We start from the raw sequence: 12,090 nt of genomic DNA, 5'->3' as shown, positions 1-12,090 counted from the left end.
CGCGCGATGGATCGCACGCTAGCATTCATTCGTGACAGCCTGGTGAGGCTTGTCGGCCCAATGCGTTTCAGGCCGCCTGCGCCAGGGTTTTGCGTTCTTCGAGTGCGGCTTCGGGCGGCGCGGCGTGCGGCACGCCCATCGCTTCCAGCGAGCGCGCGCAGGCGTCGACCACGCGCCGCATCACGTCCTGATCCACCTGACCGATGCAGCCGATACGGAAGCTGTCCACCGCCGTCAGCTTGCCCGGATAGATGATGAAACCCTGCTGCTTCATCAATTCATAGAAGCGTTCGAACCTGAATTGCGGATGCGCGGGCGCGAAAAACGTCACGATGATCGGCGAGCGCCAGCGCGCATTCAGCAGCGGTTCGAAGCCGAGTTCGTGCATGCCGGCCACCAGCACGTCGCGATTGTTCGCATAGCGCGCGAGCCGCCCGGGCTGGCCGCCTTCGAGCTTGTGCAGACGCAGCGCCTCGATAAACGCGGCCACCGTGTGCGTGGGCGGCGTAAAGCGCCACTGCCCGGTGCGGTTCATCACATCCCATTGATCGTAGACATCGAGCGCGAGTGAATGACTGCGGCCCTTCGCTTCGCGCAACGCACTCTTGCGGGCGATCACGAAGCCAAAACCCGGCACGCCCTCGATGCATTTATTCGCCGACGACACGAAGGCCTCGCACGCAATCTCACGGACATCGAGCGGCACTGCGCCGAAGGCGCTCATCGAATCGATCAGCAGCTTGCGGCCTTTCTTTGCGGTGGCAGCGGCGATTTCCTCGAGCGGATTCAAGATGCCCGAGCTGGTTTCGCAATGCACGGCGACCACATGCGTGATACGCGGATCGGCGTCCAGCATCCGTTCGATTTCGGCTCCGCGCGGCGGCAGGTAGTCGCCTTTGTCGAGCACCGTGCAGGCACGGCCCAGGTAGCCGAGCGTGGTCGCGATGCGCTTGCCATAAGCGCCGTTGGCGAGCACGAGCGCGTGGCCGTCGCGCGGCATCAGGCTGCCGAGCATCGCTTCGACGCAGTAGCTGCCGCTGCCTTGCAGCGGCACGCAGTCGTAGTCGCCCGCCGTGTCGCCGGCGATATCCAGCAGGCTGCGGCGCAGATGGGCGGTCATCGCGCGGAAATCGCCGTCCCATGAACCCCAGTCGCGCAGCATCGCCTCTTTCGTCGAGAACGCCGTGGTGAGCGGCCCCGGCGTCAGCAGATACGGCTCCCCCTTGGCGGGCGCGGCGCAGCGCACGGTTGAGACTTCCGCCGACGCGTCCTGCGAACTGTCAATCGCGCTTTCCATGTCCGGTACTCCGATATCGCTATGTCGATGCATGACACAGTACCGAAAGGCCGACCATCGGTAAAATCGATATAATCGATGATGGTATCGCTAAAACTTATCACCTACAGCCAGATGAGGCATACGTGCAATACGCGCAATTGCGGGCGTTCCATGCGGTCGCGGAACACGGCGGGTTTTCGAAGGCGGCGCAGGCGCTGTCGCTGACGCAGCCTGCGGTGTCGGATCACGTGCGGCGTCTGGAACAGGATTACGGGGTCAAATTGTTCGAGCGCGGGCCGCGTGGCGTCGAAACGACCGAACTGGGCCTGCGGCTTTTCAGCGTGACGCGTCATATGCTGAGTTGCGAGCGCGACGCGCGGCAATTGCTGGAGTCGGCGGGCGGGCTGGAATCGGGCTCGCTGTCGCTGGTGGCCGATGCGCCCGATCTGGCGGTCACGCTGATCGGCGCGTTTCGCAAACTGCATCCGGGCATTGTCGTGACGCTGTCGATCGCGAATGCCGCCGACTGCATGCAGCGCGTGCTGTCGAGCGCGGTCGACGCGGCCATTACCGCTGCGCCGCAGGTTCACAGCCGGCTCGAATCGCGCGTGTTGCGGCGCGACCCGCTGGTGGCGATGGTGCCGCTCGGCTATCCGGTCGCGAAGAAGCGCAAGCTGAGCTACGCGGAACTCGTTCGTCAACCGATGATTTTCCGCGAGCCGCAATCGGTCACGCAGCAGTTGCTCGAAATCGAACTGGTGCGCGAGTCGTTGCAGGTGGAACCGGTGATGTATGTCGACGGACGCGAAGCGCTCGAAGAAGCGGTTGCGCAAGGGATGGGCGTCGGCGTGATCGCGCGCGCCGAATTCAACGAGTCGCGGCGGATCAGGATGATTCCGCTACAGGACTGCCGGGTGCAGATGATCGAATCGCTGACGCGGCTCGCCGAGCGGCCGGGATCGAATCTGCTGGATGCGCTGTTTGCCGTCGAGTTGCCGGCGGTGCAAGCACCGGTTATCGGTGGATAAACAGCGCCACATAAACAGAAACCGCCCGCCAGGGGTTGCCTGGGGGCGGCTTGACGGCTTCTGTTCCGATGCGGCCTTTGCCGCAGCTATCCCGACAGAGGCCATCGGGACCGTCGCATTGCGCTAACTCTCTTAACGCGAGCCGCCGCTGGCAATCAGGCTTTCGCCGGTCAACCAGCGCGAGTCGTCGGAGGCGAGGAACACGGCGACATCGGCGATATCTTCAGGCTGACCGATACGGCCGAGCGGCGTCGTGTTGACGGCCCACGTTTCGAAATCCGAACCGATGATGCCTGCCGTATGCGTGCCTTCCGTCGCGACCATGCCCGGGTTCACCGAGTTCACGCGAATCTTGCGCGGGCCGAGTTCCTTCGCCAGCACGCCGGTGATGCCGTCCACCGCGCCTTTGGTCGCCGTATAAACTGCGCTTCCCGGCGGCGTGATGCGGCTCACCACCGAACTCACGTTGACGATGCTGCCGCCTTCGCCGAGATGTTTCGCTGCGGCCTGCGTGGTCAGCAACAGACCCAGCACGTTCACGTTGAAGTGCTTATGGAAATGCTCTTCGGTGATCTCGTCGATCGTCGCGAATTCGTACACACCCGAATTGTTCACGAGGATGTCGAGACGGCCATACGTTTCGACTGCCGAGTCGATGATGCCCTTCGCATCCGCCGCTTTCGACACATCGCCTGCGACGGCGATCGCCTTGCCGCCCGCTGCGGTGATCGCGTCGACCACGCTGTCCGCGCCCGCCTTGCTCGACGCGTAGTTCACCACCACCGACGCGCCCTGCGCCGCGAGTGCCTTCGCAATAGCCGCACCAATACCTTTCGATGCGCCGGTTACAACAGCAACCTTACCTGTGAGCTTGCTCATGATCGTGTCCTTTCAATGGGGTTTCGCGCCGGCGTGATATCGCGAAGATTCGCGGACTCACATCGATGAAGCGGGAAAAATGCAGTGGCGCTGTCACTGGACACAATGTAGGCATCCCGGCCAACGGGATAAAGCGGCTGGAGGCGAATAGATACGTCGGTTCAGCCGAACAATCGGAAATTAGTCGAACGCAGGCGAGGTGCGACTTGATGCAGAGGCGGCGTTTTCAGGCGTTCTCAGGCGTTTCCCAGCGTTTTCCACCACGCATGACGAATACCGTGCTCCGTTCATTCAACGCTTACGTATCAGCGTAATCTGCGCTGCGACGCTGGCCAGCACCGCCAACGCGCCTAACGTATCGAGAATAATGGGCCACATGATTTCGCCCTCCTTATCCGGTTTCGTCGCCTTGTCGTTAAACGAATGCGCGCGCGATCAATTGAATGCCGAGCGCCAGCAGGCAGATAAAGAACCAGCGTCGAAATGTTTCCGCGCTGATGCGTCCGCGCACGCGCTGTCCAATAGCCATCCCCGCCAGCGCCGGGACGACCGCAAATAACGACGCGCGCAGATCGCCCACTGCGAATGCGTTTTCGCGGACGAGACCGATCGCGAGCGCAATCGTCGACACGGTGAACGACAGGCCGAGCGCCTGAACCAGATCCTCCTTCTTCAACGCGAGTCCCTGAAGATAAGGCACCGCCGGAACGACGAACACGCCCGTGCCACCAGTGACCACGCCCGTCACCGTGCCGATGGCCGGCGACAGCCAGCGCTCATATCGCGCCGGAACCGAAAAGCGCCACGCCATCAACCCGGCGGCTGCGTAGAGCGTCAACGCCACACCAAGACCGACGACAGCCCACACGCCTCCACCACCCGCGATGAACGACGCGGCAGCAATCGTTCCGACGACGATGCCGGCCATCATCGGCCAGAGCCGCCTGGTCAAAGCAAGCACGCCGGGCCCCGCGAACAGTTGCCACACGTTGGTGACGAACGACGGTAACAACAGCAACGCGGCCGCCTGCGCGGGCAGCATCAACGTGCCGAGAATGCCCATCGCGACGGTCGGCAGGCCCATGCCGGTCACGCCCTTGACGAAGCCGGCCACGACGAAGGTCACGACCACGATGCCGGTGCGCAGCACGAACGAAGAGATCATCGGAGAGTTGATGGATGGGGAAGATGGCTGGATTCTCGATCGCCCCGGCGCGCTCCACAATGCGTAAGATACTTACCGTGGCTTAGGCTGCGGCTAAGGCTGACCCAGGCAATGGCCGCTTTCGTTTTCATTTGCAACGGTCCTTCATGCGCTTCGATCTCATCGATCTCCGGCTGTTCCTGCATATTCTCGATACCGGCAGCATTACCCACGGCGCCTCGCGCGCGAACATGTCGCTGCCGTCCGCGAGCGCCCGGTTACGCGGCATGGAAGACGCGCTGGGCATGCCGCTGCTCGAACGCGGCCGGCGCGGTGTCGAGTCCACGCCGACCGGCGACACGCTCGCGCATCACGCACGGCTGGTGCTCGGGCAGATCGAGCGCATGCAGGGCGAGTTGGGCGAACATCAGGAGGGACGCAAGGCGTGCATCCGCCTGTGGACCAATACCGCGGCGATGACGGAGTTTTTGCCGTCCGCGATCGCGGTGTTTCTGCGCGATCATCCGAATGTGCAGATCGACATGAAGGAGCGGCAAAGCACGGAAACGGTCAAGGCGGTGCTTGGCGGCGCGGCCGAGATCGGCATCATTTCCGATGCGGTCGATCATGGCGCGCTGCACACATTGCCCTTTGCCGTCGACAAACTGGTGTTGATCGCAAGCCGCGACGACGTGCTCGCGACGCGCCGTCGCGTGACGCTGTCCGAGGTGGTGGATCGGGAATTCATTGGTCTCGATACGGAAAGCGCATTGCAGACGTATCTGGGAGAACGGGCGCTGCTCGCCGGTCAGGCGTTGAGTTTTCGCACCCACGTGCGCACGTTCGACAGCATCTGCTGCATGGTCGAACAGGGCGCGGGTGTGGCCATTGTCCCGGCCACGGCGGCGAAGCGGTATCGCGGCACCCTGGGCATTCGCGTCATCGAACTGACAGACAACTGGGCCACGCGGCAGTTGCTGATCTGCATGCGCGATCTGAACGGGATGGCGCGCGCGGAGAAAGCGCTCGTCAGGCATCTTTCAGGTTCATGACCGGCGGATAAGTCCGACTTCTGCCGATGCAGTCGTCAAGCTGCAAGCAAAAGCGTAAGACCGAGTTGCTCAACGAATTTGCGCCGGGTTAAACCCGCTTTCAAACCGGGGACATAAAAACTCAAGAGATTGATTTCAAACATAAAGACCGATTTATTACCCTTTCTCGCGCGACTCTTGAAAGGAAAAGTAATTTTTTGCCACGCGCGATTAGAACCGATTCGCCCGATCCTGTATGACGAGTACCTCCAAGTTAATCCAGTTACCGAGAAACTGAAGTCACGGCGAAACGGATTATCAGATCTCCCTGCTCTCGTCATTCGGGCAGAAAAATAATCGACAAATATCTATTAAGAATACTTTTACATGGTCGTTAACTGATTTGACCTGTGCCGGCTTCCCCGGGTTGCGCCGATCCGCAATATGCGAATTCGTCAGAACAACCGGACAACAATCTGCAAACAACGGTTAATCCCGCTGTCATCGCGATCGGCAAGAACATTGCACCGGTTATCCGTCGGGTTTTGCCAACGGTTTGCCTGGAGAGAAATAGCAGCAATGAAAGTTCATGCAGATATCCTGCATCGCGATCTCGCTCTGATCACTGTTAATCGATCAGGCGATGTCGTCATGTATTACACCGCGCTTGCGTCCACATTAGTCGCGCTGGCAATCGGCCAGTACTATGGCGATCTGCAGCTTGCGATCATTATCGGCGCCGTCGTTATCGCGGCCGCCAGCCTTGCGTTCTGTTTATTGCGAGGTTCATTCGCCGCACGCGCGGTATTGACTGTCTGCAACGTCTGTCTCGTTGCGCTGCACATCCAGTTGGGACGCGGCACAACCGAATTTCATTTCGGCGTATTCGTTCTTCTCGGGCTATTGCTCGTGTACCGGGACTGGCGGGTGCTCGTGCTGGCGGCCGCGCTCTTCGCTATCCATCATCTGGTATTCGACCGGCTTCAGGCGCTCAGCTTCAACGTCTACTGCACCACGCAACCCAATATTCTGGTCGTGATCCTGCACGCAGGCTATGTGGTCGGGCAAACGGCCATCGAGGTCTACCTTGCGCGGAAGTTGAATCAGGCCGCGGTCGAAGCATCGGACCTGCTGTCCCTCGTACGGGCGGTCGATCAGGGCGAGTTGATCTGCCTCGACGTCGAGAATATCCACGTTGAGGCGCCGACCGCCCGCGCGTTGAAACGCGCCGTCCTGAATATCGGTGAAGCGATCCGCGAGGTCAGCGTGGCGACGTCGTCGATCGAGAATGCGTCGTCCGAAATCGTGCTCGGCAACAACTATCTGAGCCAGAGAACTTCGGAACAGGCGAACAGCCTTCAGCAGACAGCGGAATCGATGGAGCGCCTCACAGGCTCCGTCACCGACACGGCCCAGACGGCCGAGCAGGCGTCTCTGGTGGCACGTTCGGCCTCGTCCGCGGCGCTCGACGGCGGCAAGGCCGTCGGCCGGGTGGTGGCGACGATGAACGAGATTTCGCAGTCGTCGGAACGGATCGGCGTGATCAGTTCGGTGGTCGACAGTATCGCGTTCCAGACCAACATCCTCGCGCTCAATGCGGCGGTCGAGGCAGCGCGCGCCAAAGATCAGGGCCGGGGCTTCAGCGTCGTCGCCGCCGAGGTGCGCATGCTCGCCCAACGCTCGGCGACCGCCGCGAAAGAAATCAAGGACCTGATCGACGACAGCCGCAAGCGGGTGGACGTGGGCGTCGACCTCGTTCACGAAACCGGCGGCAGCATCGAAGAACTCGTACACCAGGCGAGCCGCGTGAGCGAACTGATCGGCACGATTTCCGTGGCGAGCGAGCAGCAGACCTCGGGCATCACCCAGGTCAGCGTGGCCATGAATCAACTCGACAACGTCACGCAGCAGAATGCGGCGCTGGTCGAGCAAAGTGCGGCGGCGACCGAAAGCCTGAAGGATCAGGCGACACGGCTGAAAGAAGTCGTCGGCAGTTTTGTTCTCGCGCAGCGCAGGACCGCGTGAGCCGCCGGTAATGGGTATCGGCGAATCGTCGCGCCGGGACCGGCGTTCGGTCCTGGTCAGGCGGTTCATGTTCGAGGTCGAGGGCGCCGGGCGGCAGTGACCGTCAATTCGCGTCGATACAAGCAAGCAAGGAATGATTGAATGCTGTCCGGCACATACAACCCGTTACTCGTTCTCTGGTCGCTACTGGTAGCGATCCTCGCGTCTTACACAGCGCTCGACATGGCTGGGCGCATCACCACGGCCACGGGGCGGGCCGCTCACTGGTGGCTCGCGGGCGGAGCGTGCTCGATGGGGCTGGGTATCTGGTCAATGCATTTCGTGGCCATGCTGGCGTTCCGCCTGCCCGTTCCGCTTGGCTACGATCCCGAGATCACCGGGCTGTCGCTGCTGCTCGCCGTCGCGTCCTCGACGCTGGCCTTGTGGCTCGTCTCGCAGAAGACCTTGCCGTGGTCGCGTCTGTTCGTCGGCGCGTTGCTGATGGGGTCGGCCATCGCCGGCATGCACTACACCGGTATGGCGGCCATGCACATGACGCCCGCGATTCAATACAAGCCGGGACTCTTCGCGCTTTCGATTGCCATTGCCATCGGGGCGTCGGGAGCCGCGCTCTGGATTGCCTACCGCTTGCGCCGCGAAGGTTCGCGGGTGTGGTCCTTGCGGGCGGGCGCGGCGGTCGTGATGGGCTTTACGATCGCGGGCATGCATTACACCGGCATGGCTGCCGCGCGCTTTCCGTACGGCAGCATCTGCGGCGCGGCGCGAACCGGCGTCAGTACCGGCTGGCTGGCCGTGGTCGTCATTATCATCACGCTGGCCGTGTTGGCGATCGCGCTCATCATCTCGGTTCTGGATTTGCGGCTGGAGGCGCGCACCTCGGTTCTGGCGAGTTCATTGGCCAAGGCAAACCAGGAGCTGACCTACCTGGCGCTGCACGACAGCCTGACCAAACTGCCGAACCGCCTGATGCTCGAAGACCGTTTGAGCCAGGCCATCCAGGCATCCGATCGCAGTAGCGGCAGCTTCGCTCTGTTGTTCATGGATCTGGACGGTTTCAAGGCGGTGAACGACGCGTTCGGACATCATGCGGGCGACCTGCTGCTGCTCGAGGTGGCGCGCCGCATCGGCGCTCAGGTCCGCAGGCAGGACACCGTCGCGCGGCTGGGCGGCGACGAATTCGTCGTGCTGGCCGGCATCGACGAACCCGCGGACGCGGCCACGCTGGCGGAAGCATTGATGACGGTAATTCGCGAGCCGATCCATACCGACGAACACGAGTTGTGCGTGTCGATGAGCATCGGCATCGCGATCTATCCGGGCAACGGCGCGCAGCAACACGATCTGATGAGCAACGCGGATGCGGCCATGTATCACGCAAAAGCACTAGGACGCGACGCCTACTGCTTTTTCGAGACCTCGATGAACGCCAACGTTCACGAACAGTTGCAGATCGTGCAGGATCTGCGGCTCGCCCTGACGCGCGGACAACTGATCCTCCATTACCAGCCCAAGTTCGACGCGCCCAATGGACCGCTCGTCGGCGCAGAGGCACTGCTGCGCTGGGAGCACCCGACGCGCGGACTGATCCCGCCCGACCAGTTCATTCCGCTCGCGGAGAAAAGCGGGCTGATCGTGCCCATCGGCGAGTGGGTGCTCAACGAGGCGTGCCGGCAGATGCGCGCGTGGCACGACGCCGGCAACACCAACTGGACGGTGGCCGTGAATCTTTCGCCGCTGCAGTTCAATCACACGCATCTCGTCGAAACGGTCAGGCAAACGCTGCTGCGCCATTCGCTCGAACCCGCCTGCCTGACGCTGGAAATTACCGAAACGACCGCGATGCACAACGTCGAGGCGAGTCTCGCGATCCTGATGCAACTCCATGCAATGGGCGTGCGTATTTCCATCGACGATTTCGGTACTGGCTATTCGAGCCTGCTGTATCTGAAACGGCTGCCCGCGAGCGAACTCAAGATCGACCGCGGGTTTATCCGCGACATGGCCCGCGACAGCGAGGACGCGGCGATCGTCTCGGCGATCGTGGCGCTCGGCCGGACCCTGAAGCTCAATATCGTCGCGGAAGGCGTCGAGACGCCGATGCAGCAAACCTTTCTGACCAGCCTGGGCTGCGATACGCTGCAAGGTTTTCTGCTCGGACGCCCGATGCCGGCCGAGCAGTTCGTCGAGGCGGCATCCCAGTTGAAATCGCCGCCCTTGCTGGATGAGCCCTCGTCGCTCGCCGAGGAAGGCAGCGCGGACTGAGCGTCGGCGGTCACAGTCCGTGGCGCCGTGGCCGCTGCCGCGCGGGGCGGATCTTCCGCCTCGCCTGTCACGCGTCGAACGACGCACGTTATGCACATAGGCACATAGGCACATAGGCACATCAGGCATGCCCCACGCATGCAATCCGGCAAACTCCCGTTTTTTGACGTGGATAAAAAGGGTAAGGTGACCGTCATCATCGGGACCCGTGTGCGAAGGACCGTCATTTTGCACATGCCTCGCTCCCCACAACCTGTTGACGAGTGCCCATCTGATGCTGCCCGTTTCCCTGCAGATCGAGCCGACGGCCCTGCGCAAATACCGATATTTCGAATCCACGGACGTCGACGACACGCGTCAGCGCATTGCGGCCGTGCTGCAACCGCATCGGCTGATGCCGGGTCCGGCGCGGCCCGGCCACTCGGCGTACATGAACTACGCGCGGCTCGAAAACCTGGCCTTCGGCTCGCTCGGCTACGCGGGCGCGATGAGCGTCGAGGCGGGCGAACTGGGCGACTACTACCTCGTGATCCTCACGCTGAGCGGCTATGCGGACGTGTCGGTCGGTTCGCGGCGGCTGATCGCCGCGCAGTCCCAGGGCGTGGTGGTCGGGCCGTCGACGCGCTTCGGCGGCACCTTTTCCGGCGATTGCGAACAGTTTTTCGTCCGCATCGACAAGCAGGCGATGCTCGCGCATTCCGGTTTCGAGCATCTGCAGATGGAGCCGACGATCGATCTGTCGCGCCCCGAACTTGCGCCGTGGCTCGCGCAATTGCGGCTGCTGGCCGGGTCGCCTGAGACGGTCGCATTGGCGCAGCGCGACCGCCGTGTTGCAGTTGAAATCGAGCGGCTGCTGGTGATGCTTCTGCTGGCCGGGCAACCGCATCACAGTCAGGAACGGACGCAGACATCGGTGCTGCTGCCGCGTACCGTGCGGCGCGCCGAGGCGTACATCGGCGAACATGCGTGCGAGCCGCTGACGCTGTCCGATATCGCCGATGCCGCAGGTGTGCCGGTGCGCACGCTGCTGCACAGTTTCCGCCGCTTTCGCGATGTCAGCCCGATGCAACTGGTGCGCGAGGCGCGTATCGAACGTGCCCGCGACAGGCTGATGCGTGCCGGCGACGCCGACCGCGTCGCGGATATCGCGCTGAGTTGCGGCTTCGTGAATCTCGGCCGCTTCGCAAGCGTGTATCGGGAGAAATTCGGCGAAGCGCCGTCCGACACGTTGCGCAACGCGCAGCAGCGCGGCGTTTAGGCCGCCGTCCTGATTCCCGGTTGGCGATCGCGGCGCGCGTTCGCGCGCATCGCCGCTTTATTTTCCCCTGTTACGCCCCCCTCCTTCCCGCATTCGCCCCCTCCCGCGCGATAAAGCTGCGCATTCTGGACATTCGCTGCGATCAACGGCTATAGACCGCCAAAGCGCTGCCCTACAGTCGTCTGGATCGACCCCGCAATGCAATCGAAGGAGTTCCAGGATGACAACGCTGCGCATGCGCGTTGCGCGTATCGACGCGCTGACGCCGACGATACGGCGCCTGCTGCTGGTCGCCGCCGACGGCGCGCCGCTTCCCGCCTTCAGCGCAGGCGCGCATATCGGCCTGCATGTGCCGATCGACGGACGCACGCAGCGCCGTGCGTACTCGCTCGTCAACGCGCCCGCTCACACGGACCACTACGAAATCGCCGTGCAACTGGAAGCCACGAGCAGCGGCGGTTCGCGCTGGGTGCATGAACTGGAACCAGGCGCGGAACTGGAGATCGGCGTACCGCGCAACGACTTTCCACTCGATCCGGCCACTCAGGATGCGCTGCTGATAGCCGGCGGCATCGGCATCACGCCGATCCTTGCCATGGCACGCGCGCTGGATGCCGCCGGGACCGCCTATGCGCTCCACTACGCCGCCCGCGAAGCCGCGACCATGGCTTACCGCGACGACGTGCTCGCAATGCCCGCCGCGACCTGCTGGCTCGACGGCGGCGATCCGCGCAACGGCATGCCGCTCGCGACGACGATCGGTGCGCCGCAAGCCGGGCGTCATCTGTATGTTTGCGGGCCGCGTCCGCTGATCGACGCCGTGCTGGCTCAAGCGGACACGCTCGGCTGGCCGGCTGCGCAAGTTCACAGCGAACTCTTCACCGCCAATCAGGACAGCACCGGGGACACCGCCTTCGAAGTCGTGCTGAAAGCCAGCAACCTTAGCTTGAACGTAGCCGCAGGAAAAACCGTGCTCGACGCGATGATCGACGCCGGACTCGATCCGCTATTCGACTGCCGGCGTGGCGACTGCGGTGTCTGCACGACCCAGGTGATCGACGGCACGCCGGATCACCGCGATATCTGTCTGTCGGAGCAGGACCGCGAACGCGGCGACTTCTGCCCGTGCGTGTCACGCGCGACATCGTCGCGGCTCGTGCTCGACCTGTAAACCTCTCCCCATT

The 12,090-nt window shown here is 62.8% G+C and carries 9 protein-coding genes; 6 read left to right on the top strand and 3 right to left on the bottom strand.

From position 1 onward, the window contains the following. Positions 1-67: 67 nt before the first annotated feature. Positions 68-1,297, bottom strand: coding sequence for a 2-aminoethylphosphonate--pyruvate transaminase (locus tag ABH945_RS06190; protein WP_429250017.1), 1,230 nt, complete (start codon positions 1,295-1,297; stop codon positions 68-70). Positions 1,298-1,422: 125 nt separating this feature from the next. On the opposite strand from ABH945_RS06190, the gene ABH945_RS06185 reads away from it, so the two are divergent. Then, complete coding sequence (locus ABH945_RS06185) at positions 1,423-2,307, top strand: LysR substrate-binding domain-containing protein (protein WP_074764069.1); 885 nt, start codon at positions 1,423-1,425, stop codon at positions 2,305-2,307. A 132-nt stretch (positions 2,308-2,439) separates the two neighbouring features. On the opposite strand, the gene ABH945_RS06180 is transcribed toward ABH945_RS06185, so the two are convergent. Next, a complete protein-coding gene (locus ABH945_RS06180) occupies positions 2,440-3,186 on the bottom strand; it encodes a glucose 1-dehydrogenase (RefSeq protein ID WP_074764070.1) in 747 nt (248 codons plus the stop codon). Between the two features lie 415 nt (positions 3,187-3,601). Beyond that, positions 3,602-4,351: a sulfite exporter TauE/SafE family protein gene (locus ABH945_RS06175; protein ID WP_429250016.1), complete on the bottom strand. Its 750-nt coding sequence runs from the start codon at positions 4,349-4,351 to the stop codon at positions 3,602-3,604. Positions 4,352-4,497: 146 nt separating this feature from the next. On the opposite strand from ABH945_RS06175, the gene ABH945_RS06170 reads away from it, so the two are divergent. From ABH945_RS06170 to ABH945_RS06150, 5 genes are all read left to right on the top strand, one after another. Next, complete coding sequence (locus ABH945_RS06170; protein ID WP_429250015.1) at positions 4,498-5,382, top strand: LysR family transcriptional regulator; 885 nt, start codon at positions 4,498-4,500, stop codon at positions 5,380-5,382. Positions 5,383-5,940: 558 nt separating this feature from the next. After that, positions 5,941-7,386: a methyl-accepting chemotaxis protein gene (locus ABH945_RS06165; protein ID WP_429250014.1), complete on the top strand. Its 1,446-nt coding sequence runs from the start codon at positions 5,941-5,943 to the stop codon at positions 7,384-7,386. Positions 7,387-7,527: 141 nt separating this feature from the next. Next, complete coding sequence (locus ABH945_RS06160) at positions 7,528-9,648, top strand: putative bifunctional diguanylate cyclase/phosphodiesterase (protein WP_429250013.1); 2,121 nt, start codon at positions 7,528-7,530, stop codon at positions 9,646-9,648. Positions 9,649-9,922: 274 nt separating this feature from the next. After that, a complete protein-coding gene (gene andR, locus ABH945_RS06155; protein ID WP_429250012.1) occupies positions 9,923-10,906 on the top strand; it encodes an anthranilate 1,2-dioxygenase regulatory protein AndR in 984 nt (327 codons plus the stop codon). A 220-nt stretch (positions 10,907-11,126) separates the two neighbouring features. Beyond that, positions 11,127-12,077: a PDR/VanB family oxidoreductase gene (locus tag ABH945_RS06150; RefSeq protein WP_429250011.1), complete on the top strand. Its 951-nt coding sequence runs from the start codon at positions 11,127-11,129 to the stop codon at positions 12,075-12,077. The last annotated feature ends 13 nt before the right edge of the window (positions 12,078-12,090 follow it).

The organism is Paraburkholderia sp. GAS333 (assembly GCF_050435665.1).
Lineage (GTDB): Bacteria > Pseudomonadota > Gammaproteobacteria > Burkholderiales > Burkholderiaceae > Paraburkholderia > Paraburkholderia fungorum_A.
The sequence above is the reverse complement of the archived record's forward strand: the minus strand, read 5'-3'. Positions and strand labels throughout refer to the sequence as shown.

Excerpts from the sequence above, each read along its gene's own strand:
- ABH945_RS06190 (WP_429250017.1), bottom strand. The coding sequence starts at position 1,297 with ATGGAAAGCGCGATTGACAGTTCGCAGGACGCGTCGGCGGAAGTCTCA.
- ABH945_RS06180 (WP_074764070.1), bottom strand. The coding sequence starts at position 3,186 with ATGAGCAAGCTCACAGGTAAGGTTGCTGTTGTAACCGGCGCATCGAAA.
- ABH945_RS06175 (WP_429250016.1), bottom strand. The coding sequence starts at position 4,351 with ATGATCTCTTCGTTCGTGCTGCGCACCGGCATCGTGGTCGTGACCTTC.
- ABH945_RS06170 (WP_429250015.1), top strand. The coding sequence starts at position 4,498 with ATGCGCTTCGATCTCATCGATCTCCGGCTGTTCCTGCATATTCTCGAT.
- ABH945_RS06165 (WP_429250014.1), top strand. The coding sequence starts at position 5,941 with ATGAAAGTTCATGCAGATATCCTGCATCGCGATCTCGCTCTGATCACT.
- ABH945_RS06160 (WP_429250013.1), top strand. The coding sequence starts at position 7,528 with ATGCTGTCCGGCACATACAACCCGTTACTCGTTCTCTGGTCGCTACTG.
- andR (WP_429250012.1), top strand. The coding sequence starts at position 9,923 with ATGCTGCCCGTTTCCCTGCAGATCGAGCCGACGGCCCTGCGCAAATAC.
- ABH945_RS06150 (WP_429250011.1), top strand. The coding sequence starts at position 11,127 with ATGACAACGCTGCGCATGCGCGTTGCGCGTATCGACGCGCTGACGCCG.